This is a genomic window from Bradyrhizobium sp. UFLA05-153 (assembly GCF_054185185.1).
The window spans coordinates 54,013-69,390 of sequence record NZ_JBBIAM010000020.1 but is presented as its reverse complement, the minus strand read 5'-3'; the positions used below and the strand labels follow the sequence as shown (position 1 = coordinate 69,390).

The 15,378-nt window shown below is 66.0% G+C and carries 12 protein-coding genes; 8 read left to right on the top strand and 4 right to left on the bottom strand.

From position 1 onward, the window contains the following. Positions 1-3: 3 nt before the first annotated feature. From sdhA to Q2941_RS14605, 8 genes are all read left to right on the top strand, one after another. Positions 4-1,839, top strand: coding sequence for a succinate dehydrogenase flavoprotein subunit (gene sdhA, locus Q2941_RS14640; protein WP_027523484.1), 1,836 nt, complete (start codon positions 4-6; stop codon positions 1,837-1,839). A 24-nt stretch (positions 1,840-1,863) separates the two neighbouring features. Continuing rightward, on the top strand, positions 1,864-2,646 hold the full coding sequence (locus Q2941_RS14635) for a succinate dehydrogenase iron-sulfur subunit (RefSeq protein WP_458192884.1): 783 nt from the start codon (positions 1,864-1,866) through the stop codon (positions 2,644-2,646). A gap of 195 nt (positions 2,647-2,841) precedes the next feature. After that, the gene (locus Q2941_RS14630; RefSeq protein WP_458192883.1) at positions 2,842-4,980 is read left to right on the top strand and encodes an ATP-binding protein; all 2,139 of its coding nucleotides are present in this window, start codon (positions 2,842-2,844) and stop codon (positions 4,978-4,980) included. Positions 4,981-5,038: 58 nt separating this feature from the next. Further along, positions 5,039-6,997: an ABC transporter ATP-binding protein/permease gene (locus Q2941_RS14625; protein ID WP_458192882.1), complete on the top strand. Its 1,959-nt coding sequence runs from the start codon at positions 5,039-5,041 to the stop codon at positions 6,995-6,997. 62 nt (positions 6,998-7,059) lie between these two features. Next, on the top strand, positions 7,060-7,902 hold the full coding sequence (locus tag Q2941_RS14620) for an FkbM family methyltransferase (RefSeq protein ID WP_458192881.1): 843 nt from the start codon (positions 7,060-7,062) through the stop codon (positions 7,900-7,902). Positions 7,903-7,926: 24 nt separating this feature from the next. Further along, complete coding sequence (locus Q2941_RS14615) at positions 7,927-8,313, top strand: VOC family protein (RefSeq protein ID WP_458192880.1); 387 nt, start codon at positions 7,927-7,929, stop codon at positions 8,311-8,313. Between the two features lie 86 nt (positions 8,314-8,399). Then, on the top strand, positions 8,400-8,675 hold the full coding sequence (locus Q2941_RS14610; RefSeq protein ID WP_458192879.1) for a hypothetical protein: 276 nt from the start codon (positions 8,400-8,402) through the stop codon (positions 8,673-8,675). A gap of 148 nt (positions 8,676-8,823) precedes the next feature. Then, positions 8,824-10,851 (top strand): OmpA family protein, encoded by a 2,028-nt coding sequence (locus tag Q2941_RS14605; RefSeq protein WP_458192878.1) that lies wholly within the window; start codon positions 8,824-8,826, stop codon positions 10,849-10,851. A gap of 202 nt (positions 10,852-11,053) precedes the next feature. On the opposite strand, the gene argG is transcribed toward Q2941_RS14605, so the two are convergent. From argG to rlmN, 4 genes are all read right to left on the bottom strand, one after another. Next, positions 11,054-12,391 (bottom strand): argininosuccinate synthase, encoded by a 1,338-nt coding sequence (argG, locus tag Q2941_RS14600; RefSeq protein ID WP_027523476.1) that lies wholly within the window; start codon positions 12,389-12,391, stop codon positions 11,054-11,056. 95 nt (positions 12,392-12,486) lie between these two features. Further along, positions 12,487-13,263 (bottom strand): phosphatase PAP2 family protein, encoded by a 777-nt coding sequence (locus Q2941_RS14595; RefSeq protein WP_458192877.1) that lies wholly within the window; start codon positions 13,261-13,263, stop codon positions 12,487-12,489. A gap of 134 nt (positions 13,264-13,397) precedes the next feature. Next, positions 13,398-13,892 carry a hypothetical protein gene (locus tag Q2941_RS14590; protein ID WP_027523474.1) on the bottom strand — a complete coding sequence of 165 codons (495 nt, stop codon included), beginning with the start codon at positions 13,890-13,892 and terminating at the stop codon, positions 13,398-13,400. 178 nt (positions 13,893-14,070) lie between these two features. Then, positions 14,071-15,279, bottom strand: coding sequence for a dual-specificity RNA methyltransferase RlmN (gene rlmN, locus Q2941_RS14585; RefSeq protein WP_156944353.1), 1,209 nt, complete (start codon positions 15,277-15,279; stop codon positions 14,071-14,073). Between the last annotated feature and the right edge of the window lie 99 nt (positions 15,280-15,378).

Below are 15,378 nucleotides of genomic sequence, written 5' to 3'. Positions count from 1 at the left end.
CCCATGGCCGCCACCACGAATGGCAAGGGCAGCGGCGCTCCCGCCACCAACGGAAAAGCCTATCCGATCGAAGACCATACCTATGACGTCGTCGTGGTCGGCGCGGGCGGTGCGGGCCTGCGCGCCGTCGTCGGCTGCAGCGAGGCGGGCCTGCGCACGGCCTGCATCACCAAAGTGTTCCCGACGCGCTCGCACACCGTCGCGGCGCAGGGCGGCATCTCCGCTTCGCTCGGCAACATGCACAAGGACGACTGGCGCTGGCATATGTACGACACCGTGAAGGGGTCGGACTGGCTGGGCGACCAGGACGCGATCGAATACATGGTGCGCCACGCGCCGGAAGCCGTTTACGAGCTCGAGCACTGGGGCGTGCCGTTCTCGCGCACCGAGGACGGCAAGATCTATCAGCGCCCGTTCGGCGGCATGACCATGGACTACGGTAAGGGCCAGGCGCAGCGCACCTGCGCGGCCGCCGACCGCACCGGTCACGCCATGCTGCACACGATGTACGGCCAGTCGCTCCGCCATGCGGCAGAATTCTTCATCGAGTTCTTCGCCATCGACCTGATCATGGACGACCAGGGCGCCTGCCGCGGCGTGATCGCGCTGAAGCTCGATGACGGCACGCTGCATCGCTTCCGCGCCCAGACCACGATTTTGGCGACCGGCGGTTATGGCCGCGCCTACGCCTCCTGCACCTCGGCCCATACCTGCACCGGCGATGGCGGCGGCATGGTGCTGCGTGCCGGCCTGCCGCTCCAGGACATGGAGTTCGTGCAGTTCCACCCGACCGGCATCTACGGTTCGGGCTGTCTCGTCACCGAAGGCGCGCGCGGCGAGGGCGGCTATCTCGTCAACTCCGAAGGCGAGCGCTTCATGGAGCGCTACGCGCCGTCGGCCAAGGACCTCGCCTCGCGCGACGTCGTCTCGCGCGCGATGACCATCGAAATCCGCGAGGGGCGCGGCGTCGGCAAGAAGAAGGACCACATCTTCCTGCATCTCGACCATCTCGATCCGAAGGTCCTGCAGGAGCGGCTGCCGGGTATTTCCGAATCGGCAAAGATCTTCGCCAATGTCGACGTGACCCGCGAGCCGATCCCGATCGTGCCGACCGTCCACTACAACATGGGCGGCATCCCGACGAATTATCACGGCGAGGTGCTGACCAAGAAGGACGGCGACGACAACGCCGTGATACCGGGCCTGATGGCGATCGGCGAAGCCGCCTGCGTCTCGGTGCACGGCGCCAACCGTCTCGGCTCCAACTCGCTGATCGACCTCGTGGTGTTCGGCCGCGCCGCGGCGCTGCGCTGCGCCGAGAAGCTCACCGCCAACGGCAAGCAGCCGGAGCTGCCGGCGAACTCCGCCGAGCAGTCGCTCGGCCGCCTCGATCATTACCGCTACGCCTCCGGCGGCACGCCGACCGCGAAGCTGCGCGAGGGCATGCAACACGTGATGCAGAACAATTGCGCGGTGTTCCGCACCGGCGAGGTTCTGAGCGAAGGCCAGAACCTGATCCAGAAGGTCCACAGCGGCATCACCGACATCGCGGTGTCCGACCGCTCGCTGGTGTGGAATTCGGACCTCGTCGAGACGCTCGAGTTCGACAATCTGATCTCGCAGGCGGTGGTGACGATGAACTCGGCCGCCAACCGCACCGAGAGCCGCGGCGCGCATGCCCGCGAGGATTATTCCGAGCGTGACGACAAGAACTGGATGAAGCACACGCTGGCCTGGCTCGACGATGCCGCCAAGGTCACGATCGACTACCGCCCGGTGCACAACTACACCATGACCAACGACGTCCAGTACATCCCGCCGAAGGCGCGCGTGTACTGAGCGAAAGCGAAGGCCTGATCGAAGATGGTTGAATTCGCACTTCCGAAGAACTCGAAGATCACCGGCGGCAAGACCTGGCCGAAGCCCGCGGGCGCGACGGACTTGCGCGAATTCCGCGTCTATCGCTGGAACCCGGACGACGGCAAGAACCCGAGCGTCGACACCTATTACGTCGACACCAACGACTGCGGTCCGATGGTGCTGGACGGCCTGATCTGGATCAAGAACCACATCGACCCGTCGCTGACCTTCCGCCGTTCCTGCCGCGAGGGCGTCTGCGGTTCCTGCGCCATGAACATCGACGGCCAGAACACGCTCGCCTGCACCCGCTCGATGCACGACGTGAAGGACGGCGCGGTGAAGATCAACCCGCTGCCGCACCAGCCGGTGGTGAAGGATCTCGTCCCCGACCTCACCAATTTCTACGCGCAGTATGCCTCCGTCGAGCCGTGGCTGAAGACGACTTCGCCAACGCCGCAGAAGGAATGGCGCCAGAGCCACGAGGACCGCGAGAGGCTCGATGGCCTCTACGAGTGCATCCTCTGCGCCTGCTGCTCGACCTCCTGCCCGAGCTATTGGTGGAACAGCGAGCGCTATCTCGGCCCCGCCGCCCTGCTCCAGGCCAACCGCTGGGTGTCCGATTCGCGCGACGAGGCGACCGGCGAGCGGCTCGACAATCTCGAGGACCCGTTCCGGCTCTATCGCTGCCACACCATCATGAACTGCGCCAAGGCCTGTCCGAAAGGCCTCAACCCCGCAGAGGCGATCGCCGAGCTGAAGCTGAAGCTCGTCGAGCGGCAAGTTTAAGCGAACTTTTATGCATCGGCGGCGGCCGGACATGGCCGCGGCCGTATTGCTACCTATAGTAGCTTAGCTCAGGATTGCTACTGGCGCATCCTTCGCGGGCGGAGACGCGCCGACCGCAACCAAAGGTTCCCATCACAAGCCACTTCCTTCCCTGCGGGAAATTCAAGTAAGCTTCGTTCCGGGTCAGGAGCGACTGTGCAGGGTGCGCAACGCAATTCGTTGAAACTGCTGCAGTGGATGATGGCGGCATCCCTGGCGCTGCCGATTGCGCTGTTCATCATCGCCTCGGCGATCTCCTATCATTCGACCAACGACATCGCCGACCGCGAGATCGAGCGCACGCTCGACGTCGCCCATGAGCATGCGCTCAAGGTGTTCGAGACCATCGATCGCAGCCTCGCCGAGCTCAACGAGGTGGTGCGCGGCCTTTCGGACGAGGCCATCCGGTCGCGCGAGGGGGCGCTGCATCTTCGCCTGAAGCGGCTGACCGATTCGCTGCCGCAGCTCAAATCTGTCTGGATCTTCGATGCGCAGGGCCATGCGCTGGTCAACAGCCTGTTGTCGCCGGCGCCGCAGGTCAGCTTCGCGGACCGGGATTATTTCAACGCCCATGTCGACCAGACCATCGGCACCTTCATCGGCACGCCGCTGACGCCGCGCCAGCCCTACCAGGGCGCCCGCTTCTTCGGCATGAGCCGCCGCCGCGAGTCCGACGACGGCAGCTTCATCGGCGTGATCCAGGCCTCGGTGTTTCCCGAATATTTCGAGAGCTTCTACGCGCGCATCGGCAGCGATCCCGGCAGCTTCTTCGCGCTGGGGCGGACCGACGGCGTCCTGCTCGCGCACTATCCGCACCTCGATCGCGATGTCCGGCTCGACCCCGGTGGGCCGGTCGGCCGGAAGATCGCGCTGAGCCCCGCGCACGGGCTGATGACCATCGCCTGGCCCGCCGACGGGATCGAGCGGCGCATCGGCTACAAGCGCGTCGCCGAATACCCGATCTATGTCAGCGCGGGGCTCGAGACCTCGGCGATCCGTTCGCGCTGGCTCGCCACCATGGGCCAGCACCTGATTTTCGGTCTGCCTGCCACCGCCCTGCTCTTCTTCATCCTCGCGCTGGCGTTCCGGCGCACGCAGAACCTCCAGGCCGAAGCGGCACGGCGGCGCGACGCCGAGGAGGCACTCAAGCACAGCCAGCGCCTGGAGGCGCTCGGACAGCTCACCGGCGGCGTGGCGCACGACTTCAATAACCTGCTCACCGTGATCCGCGCCTCCATCGACCTGTTGAACCGGCCGCAATTGTCGGAGGAGAGGCGGCAGCGCTACATCAACGCCATCACTGATGCGGTCGCGCGCGCCGCAAAGCTGACCTCGCAGCTCCTCGCCTTCGCACGGCGGCAGACGCTGAAGCCCGAAGTGTTCGACGTCGGCGCGCGCGTGCAGTCGCTGCGCGACATGATCGCCACGCTGACGGGACCGGCCATCGAGATCGTGATGCGGCTGCCGGCGGCGTCCTTTCTCGTCAACGCCGATGCCGGCCAGTTCGAGACGGCGCTGTTCAACATGGCGGTCAATGCGCGCGATGCGATGCAGGGCCGCGGCAGGATCACGTTCACGGTGGAGGCGGCGACGGCCGTTCCCGACAGCCTAACGCATCTCGTCGGCAGCCATGGCTTCATCACCGTCACGGTCACCGATACCGGGTCCGGCATCCCGATAAGCCAGCTCGGCCGCATCTTCGAGCCGTTCTTCACCACCAAGCAGGTCGGCCACGGCACCGGGCTCGGCCTGTCGCAGGTGTTCGGCTTCGTCAAGCAATCCGGCGGCGAGGTGACGGTTGCGAGCGAGGTCGGCCGCGGCAGCGCCTTCACGCTCTATCTGCCGCGCGTGCCCGCCGAGGTGCTGCCGCAGCGGCAGGCGCCCGACACCGCACCGGCACTCGCCGGCAGCGGCATGTCGGTGCTGGTCGTCGAGGACAATATCGAGGTGGCTAATTTCGCCGCCGACGGGCTCACCGAGCTCGGCTACAGCGTCACGCTGGTCGACAATGCCGGCGATGCGCTCGCCGAGCTGACGGTGGACGCGGATCGCTTCGACGTGGTGTTCTCCGACGTGGTGATGCCCGGCATGACCGGCCTCGATCTCGCGCACGCGATCCGCGACCGCGGCATCGACGTGCCAATCGTGCTCACCAGCGGCTACAGCCACGTGCTGGCGCAGGACGGCAGCTTCGGCTTCGAACTGCTGCAAAAGCCCTACTCGATCGAGGCGCTGTCGCGCGTGCTGTACAAGGCGGCACGGCTGCGGCGCGTGCGGGATGGAGCGGCGGAGTGACTTCCGCGAGCCGCTGAAGCCAGAAGGAACCGGCTGATTTCCCTCGCGTTGTTCAGCAATGCAAAAGCCGGCCGCCGAACGCGAAAAGGGCAGGAAGCCGCCCATCATCGAGATCGCCGGCGAGAACGACGAGGAGGTCGCTCCGCCGCCTCCGGAGATTCTCGAATCGGGCGCCGATCTATCGCCTGAGGAGATCGAGGAAGCGCGGAAAGACTATCTGCTGACCCGCTTCTGGATCAGTGCAAGGGGCTTTTGGGGCCCAAATGGCGATCGGCTGGCCTGGCCGTTCTCGATCGGGCTCGGGGTCCTGATCGTCGCCACCGTCGGCTTTCAGTACGGCATCAACGTCTGGAATCGCGCGATCTTCGATGCGATCGAGCAGCGCGACGCCTCCACCGTCTACCATTTGACAGCGGTGTTCTTTCCGCTCGCATTCGGCAGCGTCGCGCTCGGGGTGGCCCAGGTCTTCGCGCGCATGCGCATCCAGCGCCGCTGGCGCGCCTGGCTCACCGCAAGCGTGCTGACGCGATGGCTCGCCAATGGCCGCTACTATCAGCTCAATTTGGTCGGCGGCGACCACGACAATCCCGAATACCGGATTGCGGAAGACCTGCGCATCGCCACCGATTCACCAGTTGACTTTCTCGCCGGCGTGACCGCGGCATTCCTGTCGGCGGCGACCTTCATCGTCGTGCTCTGGACCATCGGCGGCGCGCTCACGGTCGGGCTCGGCGCCACATCGCTCACCATTCCCGGCTTCCTCGTGATCGCCGCCGTCGTCTATGCCGCGATTGCCTCGGGTTCGATCGCGATGATCGGCCGGCGTTTTGTGAGGGTCTCCGAGGACAAGAACCAGGCAGAGGCCGACTTCCGCTACACGCTGACGCGCGTGCGCGAGAACGGCGAGAGCATCGCGCTGCTCGGCGGCGAAGAGGAGGAGCGCGACGGCATCGACCGCAACTTCAGCAACGTCTTGCGCCAATGGGCCCGGCTCGCTGGACAACACATGCGCACCACCCTGGTGTCTCAGGGCTCGAGCCTTGTTGCTCCCGTGGTCCCTCTCTTGCTCTGCGCACCGAAATTCCTCGACGGCAGCATGACGCTCGGGCAGGTGATGCAGGCCGCCTCCGCCTTCACCATCGTGCAGAGCGCGTTCGGCTGGCTGGTCGACCACTATCCGCCGCTGGCCGACTGGAACGCCTGCGCCCGGCGCATTGCCGCGCTGATGATGTCGCTCGATGGTCTCGAACGCGCCGAGCAGGGTGACGGCATCGGGCGTATCAAGCGTGGGGATACGGACGATGATGCGATGCTGGAGCTGCGCGATCTCTCCGTCACGCTCGACGATGGCACCGCGGTGGTCAGCGAAACCGAGGTGGTCATCGAGCCCGGCGAGCGGCTGCTGGTGGCCGGCGAATCCGGCACCGGAAAGAGCACGCTGGTGCGCGCGATCGCAGGCCTGTGGCCATGGGGTGGTGGCAGCGTCAACCTCCATCCCGACCGGCGGCTTTTCATGCTGCCGCAGCGTCCCTACGTGCCGACCGGGAGCTTGCGCCGTGCGGTCGCCTATCCGGGCGCAGCCGAAGACTGGACGGTCGATGAGATCTGCGCAGCCCTGCGCAAGGTCGGCCTCGATCATCTCAAGGAGAAGATCGAGGAAGAGGGCCCGTGGGACCAGACGCTGTCCGGCGGCGAGAAGCAGCGTCTCGCCTTCGCGCGGCTGTTGCTGCACAGCCCGGACATCGTGGTGCTTGACGAGGCGACCTCGGCGCTCGACGAGAAGAGCCAGGACAGGATGATGAAGATGGTCACGGACGAACTGCCGAAGGCGACCATCGTCAGCGTGGCGCATCGCGCCGAACTCGAGGCCTTTCATAGCCGCAAGATCGTGCTGGAGCGGCACAGGGGCGGTGCCAGGCTCGTGAGCGACGTCGACCTCATCCCGCGCAGGGGTAAGCGGCGGCTGCTCGGCAGCTTCCTGCGCCAACGCAAGCCGGCACCGAAAAAGGCGGTCTGAGCGACGTTGGAGTCGGGGGGAAAACCGGCTATGCATGCGCCGCTCGCAACGAGGACCTCTGCTTGGCGCCCGATACCGACCCCGCGCCATTCGGCGCGTTCGCGCCGAATGCGGCGCAAGCTGCGATCATTTCGCTTGCGCACCGCTCCGGGCTGAAGCGCGGCGCGTTCCGCCCGTGGCTGTCGCGGCTTGTCAACCTGCTGCGCGCGGGTCCCGTCGACGTGCAGTATCAGGGCGCCTCGTTCCGCTTCCATCACCAGGCGAGCGCGACCGAGCGCGGTGCGCTGTTCAACCCCGACTATAATCTCGACGAGCTCGAGTTCCTGCGGCAGCACACACCAAGCGGCGGGGTGTTCGTCGACGTCGGCGCCAATGTCGGCACCTTCGCGCTGGTGATGGCGCGCCATGTCGGCGCGCAGGGCAGGATCGTCGCGATCGAGCCGCATCCCATGACCTTCGCGCGGCTCTCGTTCAACAACCAGGCGTCGGGATCGATCCAAGAATCGACTCGGGGATCGACGCAGGTCCGCCTCGTGCAGGCTGCGGCCGGCGATGCCGACGGCGAGCTGATGATCGAGACCGACGGCGACAATCTCGGCGCCAGCCATGTCGTGACCGGCACGGCGACGGCAAGGGCCATCAAAGTGCCGTCGTTACGGCTGATACGCATCCTCGAGGAATCCGGCGTCACGAAGGTCGATGCCCTCAAGATCGACGTCGAGGGCTTTGAAGACCGCGTGCTGATCGGCTTCTTCCGCGACGCGCCGCAATCGCTATGGCCCCGCGCTGTCGTGATCGAGCATCTGTCACAAAACGAATGGCGCGAGGATTGTATTGCAGACATGGTGGCGCGCGGCTTTGCCATCACGCGCAAGACACGGAGCAACACCTTCCTGTCACGCTGACGACGATCAACGACGGAGATTCCGATGATCGATCACATGGGTTTTCCTGTTTCCGACTATCAGCGCGCCAAGGCGTTCTATACCAAGGCGCTGGCGCCGCTCGGCTACAGCCTGATCATGGAGGTCACGCAGGAGCAGACCGGCCACGATCCCGCGGCGGGCTTTGGCGCCGACGGCAAGCCGGACTTCTGGATCGGCGGCGAAGGCGCGTTGAACAAGCCGGTGCACGTCGCGATTCTCGCCAAGGACCGCGCCACCGTGGATGCGTTCTACAAGGAGGCCATCGCGGCCGGCGGGCGCGACAATGGACCGCCTGGCATTCGCGCGCATTATCATCCGACTTATTACGGCGCCTTCGTGCTCGACCCCGATGGTCACAACATCGAAGCCGTCTGTCACGCGCCCGAATAGGCCTGTTCCATCGTCATGATGCGCGGGAACATCGACGCATCGGCAACGTTATCGTCTTTCGAGCAACGATATGTCGATGATGGATGATGCCGATCGAACCCCCGGAGATTCCGCCGGCAACACCGGGCACACCGAGTGAGCCGCCACCAGGAATTCCACCGGGCAATCCGCAGCCGGATATCGTGCCGCCTGTGCGCGAGCCCGGCGAGTCACCGCGACCCGATGAATTGCCCGGCCGTGTCCCGGAGGAGATCCCGCCGCGCGGACCGAACGGGCCGCGCACGCCCAATCCCGCGACGGATGCGAATTTGTCGCATCGTCACATTCGAGGCGATTGCAAGATGGGCCTGAATGCGCAATGAACGTCGATGTTCTGAAGTGATTTGCATGCAGAAATAAATCGAGACGCGGCTGCTTCGCCCGCCACAATCCGGCCTAACGCGTATCTGTTGATCGCAACACTGACTCCAAGAACTTCCTCTACAAGAACCTTCCCCAGGATCTCATCACATGACTCAATTTCGCTTCGTGCTGCTTGCCACGACGGCTCTGACCGCGATGCCATTCGCAAGCTCCGCATCGCACGCGCAAAGCGCACCCATCGTGATCGCGCAGGCGCAGGGCGAAACCGGCCCTGACGGAAAACCGAAGCAGCCATCGCGGGAGCAGCCGAAAGCGCCGCCGCAACAACCGCCGGCCGCTCGCCCCGCACCGGCCCCACCGCCGCCTCCGCCCGCGGCTCCCCAGCGTCCGAGTGCGCCGCCGCCGACGGCTGCGCCTCCGCATGCCCCGACACCACCACCTCCGGCGGCTGCGCCGACACGGCCGACGCCTCCGCCGCCGCCACCACCTCCGGCGCCAGCGGCTCCAAAGCAACCATCGCCACCCCCGGCGGCGGCACCGCAGCAGCATGCGCCGACGCCACCTCCGCCGCCTGCGGCTGCACCGCCCGCGCGCGTTGCCCCGACACCGACGCCAACACCGCCGCCTCCGGCAGCGCCGTCGCGCGTTGCTCCGACACCGACCCCGACGCCCCCTGCCGCGCCTCCGGCACGGGTCGCGCCGACGCCAGCGCCGACAGCGACGCCTGCACCGGCGGCACCAACGACGCGCGCCACGCCGACCCCGACGCCCGCGCCAACTGCTACGCCCGCTCCTGGCGGTGCGACGACCACGCCACCGGCAGGTCGCACGGGTCCGGCACCGACGCCCGCCCCCGGCGCAACCCCGGCCCCGACAGCAACGCCGGCTCCCGGCGGAGCCATGACGCCGCCGACCGGACGTCAGGGCGCAACGCCCCCTGCAACCACACCGCCAGCCGGCACGCCGCCTGCGGGTGCGCCCGCTGCCGGAACTCCGCCTGCGCCGCAGGCGGGCGCCCCGGCCCGGCCCACGCCTCCCGCCGGCGCCGCGGCGCCAACTGTCGTCCCTGGCACGCCAGCCGCAGCGCCACCGCCCAACAGGGCGCAATACGCTCCGCCGACGGTTGCGCCGGCCTTCCGGGCCGCGCCGACGGTCGCAGCGCCGCTGCCGCCACCGCCGCGCCCGCCGCAGCGTGATCTGACGCCGCTCGCTATCGGAGCGGGCGTGGTGGCCGGTGCCGTGATCGGCGCCACCATCGCCGACTACCGCAACCAGCGACAGGAGGTCATCGAAGGCGGCCGCACCGTCTACACCGAGCCGGACCGCATCATCATCCGCGACCCGGGCGGGCAAGCGTACGTCCGCGGCAACGATCTCTATCGCTTCCGCTATGGCGCCCGCGACATCCGCAGCGAGACGGTCGGCGGCGAAACCCGCACCGTCGTGATCCGTCCCGACGGCAGCGAGGTGATCACCGTGGTCGGTCCGGACGGTCAGTTGCTGCGGCGTATCCGCAGGGACCCCGGCGGGCGCGAGATCATCATCATCGACAACAGCTACCGTGATCCGCGGTCGGTCGGCGGCTTCTATGTCGACGTGCCGCCGCCGGTGGTGAACATTCCCTACGATCGCTACATCGTCGACGCCCAGGAGGCGTCGCCGGACGTGATCTACCAGACCATGGAGGCACCGCCGGTGCAGCGGATCGATCGGCGCTACTCGCTCGACGAGATCCGTTACAGCCCGAATGTTCGCATGCAGATGCCGAGCATCGACGTCAACACGATCAACTTCGAGACGGGGTCGTGGACCATCCCGCCGGACCAGGCTGCGAGGCTGCAGGTGATCGCCGACGGTCTCAACCGGGCGATCCAGCGCAACCCGCGCGAGGTGTTCCTGATCGAGGGCCACACCGACGCGGTCGGCAACGACGTCGACAATTTGTCATTGTCGGACCGCCGTGCGCAGGCCGCGGCCGAATTGCTGACCCAGCAGTTCAATGTGCCGGCGGAGAACCTGACCTCGCAGGGCTACGGCGAGCAGTATCTGAAGGAGCAGACGCAGGGGCCGAGCCTGATCAACCGGCGCGTCACCATCCGCCGCATCACGCCGCTGCTCAACGGCGGCCAGGCCTCGCTGCCGCCGCCCCCGCCAGGCACCACGCCGCCGCGGTAAGCGCAGCCACAAATGCAAAATGGCCGGGAGCGATCCCGGCCATTTTTGTTTCTTGCACTCTCGTGCCCCGGCCCATCTACTATCGATGCAATTGGATCGAGATTCTGGGTCCCGGCTCTGCGACGCACCGCCATAGCGCGTCGAAGACGCGCGTGAACGCGCTTATGGCGCTGCATCGCGTCCGGGACACGAGCAGACGCGCTTAGCCCTTGTCGCTCTCGAGCCGGAAGATCTGCGAGCCTTCGCCGCCCGATAGCAAGCCGCTCTCGGTGTAGAGCTTGAGCTTGGTGCGGGTGTCGGCGATGTCGAGGTTGCGCATGGTGAGCTGGCCGATGCGATGCTCCGGCGTGAACGCCGCGTCCTCGACCTTCTCCATGCTCAGCCGCTCCGGCGCATAGGTCAGGTTGGGGCTTTCCGTGTTGAGAATCGAATAGTCGTTGCCGCGGCGCAGCTCGAGCGTCACCTCGCCGGTGACGGCCCGCGCCACCCAGCGCTGCGCGGTTTCGCGCAGCATCAGCGCCTGCGAATCGAACCAGCGGCCCTGGTAGAGCAGACGGCCGAGGCGCAGGCCGCTGACGCGATATTGCTCGATGGTGTCCTCGTTGTGGATGCCGGTGACGAGGCGCTCATAGGCGATGTGCAGGAGCGCCATGCCGGGCGCCTCGTAGATGCCGCGGCTCTTGGCCTCGATGATGCGGTTCTCGATCTGGTCGCTCATGCCGAGGCCATGGCGGCCGCCGATGGCATTGGCTTCCAGGAACAGCGCGACAGGATCTGCAAAGGTCTGGCCGTTGAGCGCTGTGGGCTGGCCCTCCTCGAAACGCACCACGACCTTCTCGGCCTTCACAGTGCAATCGTCGCGCCAGAACGGCACGCCCATGATGGGATTGACGATCTTGATGCCGCTGTCGAGGCTCTCGAGATCCTTTGCCTCGTGCGTGGCGCCGAGCAGATTGCTGTCGGTCGAATAGGCCTTCTCCGCGCTCATCTTGTAGGCGAAGCCTTGGGCGGTCATGAACGCCGACATTTCGGCGCGGCCACCGAGCTCGTCGATGAACTGCTGGTCGAGCCAGGGCTTGTAGATGCGCAAGGATGGATTGGTCAAAAGACCGTAGCGATAGAAGCGCTCGATGTCGTTGCCCTTGAAGGTCGAGCCGTCTCCCCAGATGTTGACGCCGTCTTCCTTCATCGCGGCAACCAGCATCGTGCCGGTCACGGCGCGCCCGAGCGGCGTGGTGTTGAAATAGGTGATGCCGCCGGTCGAGATGTGGAAGGCGCCCGACTGGATCGCGGCGATGCCTTCGTGGACGAGCTGCGTACGGCAATCGACGAGCCGCGCCTTTTCGGCGCCGAACTCCATCGCCTTGCGCGGGATCTCGTTGTAGTCGGCTTCATCCGGCTGGCCGAGATTGGCGGTATAGGCATAGCAGCGCGCGCCCTTCTGCTTCATCCAGAGCAGCGCTGCGCTGGTGTCGAGACCGCCGGAGAAAGCGATGCCGACCTTTTCTCCCTTGGGCAGGCTCTTCAGAATCGTAGTCATGGCGCTTCCAATCGGATCTTAAGGGGCTGATGTCGTCTTTCGGTGTGACTTGCGCGATTATCAAATTTCGCGTGCATGGGCACGCCTTTAATGGCTTACATCGACGCTGCCGGGCCGGTTTTGCGGCCGAACAGGCGCTGGCGGAGCCGATAGGCCGGCCAAGCCAGCCGGGTCAGGGCGGCATCGACCGCCTCGTCGGAAAACCGTGTCCGCGGCCAGCGGTAAATCAGGGCGTAGGCGAGCCAGATCACCAGGAAGGTGACGAGGCCGGCGATCGAGACGTCGGTGAAAAAGTGCCCGCCAAAGGCCATGCGCAGGCCGCTGGTGACTGTGCCGAACACCACGGCCCCGGCATAGGCGAGCGGCCGCCACGTGGGCGGCGCCAGCGCAGCCGGCGCCAGCGTCCAGAACGCGGTCGCGCCCTCGCCGGAGAAGAACGAGCAGTTGCGTCCGCAGCCGCCGCGCGGATCCCACCACGGCACGAATGACAGGTCACCGGCGAACTCGGTCACGACCACCGGGCGCGGCCGGCCCCAATAGGATTTGAAGGCGAGATTGGTGAGAATGCCGGCCGACAGCGTCAGCGTCACCAGCAGGAAGACGATCGTTCGTCCCGAGACCATCAGCGGCCGGTCGGGCCTGACCAGCTTGACCCCCAGCGCCACGATCGATGGAACTGCGAACGCCCAGGCGATCCACATCGCCGCATCCCGCGCAAAGCCGGCCCAGCCATTCAGCTTGAGCGGAAAGGTCTTCGTCTCAGGATCGAAGAACAGCGAGGCGAGCTTGAGATCGAGCTCGGGAAAGACGCCGAAGACGACGCCGATCACGAGCCACAGCGCCAGCGCGATGAAGAGTCCAGTCCGGTTCATGGCGCGCGGTTTAGCCGAGCGGGATGGGGATGGAAACCCTTCGGCTGTCATTCCGGGGCGATGCGAAGCATCGAACCCGGAATCTCGAGATTCCGGGTTCGGTCCTGCGTACCGCCCCGGAATGACTACATTACCTACAGCGCATCCGGCCGCGAATTCGACGGCAGCGGCGGGGGCGGCTTGCGCGGGGGCGGCGGATGGCGCCAGGCGCCCGCATTGCGACCGGCGATCATCCAGTACACGACCCCGGCAACGATACCCGCGCCGGTCATGATCTCGAGATGGCGGCGCACGATGCCCTCGAACTCGAGCGTCTCGGGATGGAACGGAATAAGGCCGAGATAGCAGGCAAGCCCGACCAGCCCGCCACCGACCGCATAGGCGAGCGCACTGCGGATATAGAAGGCCTCGGTGATCGCGACGATGACCATCGCCGGCAACAGCGCGAAGCCGGAGATGAAGATGAAGCCAAAGCCGAGCAGGACGTCGATCGTGCCTTCATCAACCGGACCTGCGCCGAGATCGGAGAATTCCGGGAACAGCAGCGCAGCCACGACGATCATGCCGCCGACCAGGCATGAGGCCAGAAAGCCGAGAAAGATCACGACGAGGCGCCCGATCAGTGCCATCGGACGCATCCATCATCGTTGACCGAATGTAACACAACGTCCCCCACCGTCATTCCGGGGCGCGCGTAGCGCGAACCCGGAACCTCGAGATTCCGGGTTCGGGTCGTCCAGCCGCCCCGGAATGACTGCCTAGAAATAACGATGCCCGGCCATGACGGATGTTGATGGCCGCTTCATGTCAATCGGTCATCGCCATCGCGCGCAGCGCCTGGCGCTCGCGAACCGAGAGCTTTTCCGTCTCCGATTTGAGCTGGCCGCAGGCGGCGAGGATGTCGCGGCCGCGTGGCGTACGCACCGGCGAGGAATAGCCGGCGTTGAAGATGTATTCGGAGAATTTTTCGATCTGGTCCCAGTCCGAGCATTCATAGGCCGTGCCGGGCCAGGGATTGAACGGGATCAGGTTGATCTTGGCCGGGATGCCCTTGAGCAGCTTCACGAGGAGCCTGGCGTCGTCGAGGGAATCGTTGACGCCCTTGAGCATCACATATTCGAAGGTGATGCGGCGCGCGTTCGAGGCGCCCGGATAATCGCGGCAGGCCTGCAGCAATTCCGCGATCGGATATTTGCGATTGAGCGGCACGAGCTCGTTGCGCAGCTCGTCGCGCACCGCGTGCAGCGAGATCGCGAGCATGACGCCGATCTCGTCGCCGGCGCGCACGATGTTCGGCACCACGCCCGAGGTCGACAGCGTGATGCGGCGGCGGGAGATGCCGATGCCTTCATTGTCTCCGACGATGAGCAGGGCATCGCGCACCGCGTCGAAATTGTAGAGCGGCTCGCCCATGCCCATCATCACGATGTTGGTGACGAGGCGCGTGCCGTTCTCGCGATCGGCCCAATCATTCAGGCGATCGCGCGCCACCATCACCTGCCCGACGATCTCGCCGGCGGTGAGGTTGCGTACCAGCCGCTGCGTGCCGGTGTGGCAGAAGGAGCAGTTCAAGGTACAGCCGACCTGCGAGGAGACGCACAGCGTGCCGCGATCGGTCTCGGGAATGTAGACGCACTCGACTTCATGCGCCCTCTCGACATTGTCACCGCTCGGCAGGCGCAACAGCCATTTGCGGGTGCCGTCATTGGAGATCTGCTCGGCCACGACTTCGGGCCGGTCGACGGTGAAGTGCTTTGCGAGCTCGGCGCGGATGTCCTTCGAGATCGAGGTCATCTCGTCAAAGCTCCTGGCGCCGCGGAAATAGATCCAGTGCCACAATTGCTGCACACGCATCTTGCGCTGCGCGGGCGCTACGCCGATCTCGCCGAGGCGTTCGGCAAGCTCGCTCCGCGACAGGCCGATGAGCGAGGGCCTCGCCGGCGGCACATAGGTTTCGAGCGGGACCTTTTCCAAGGGAAGCCCGGCGGCAACGGTGTCGGTCGATTGAACGGTCATCGTCATTCTGTCTTGAGAAAAACTCTCGCCCCTCATCCTGAGGAGCGCGCATCGCGCGCGTCTCGAAGGATGAAGGCCCGGAACAAGCATCTCGGCCTC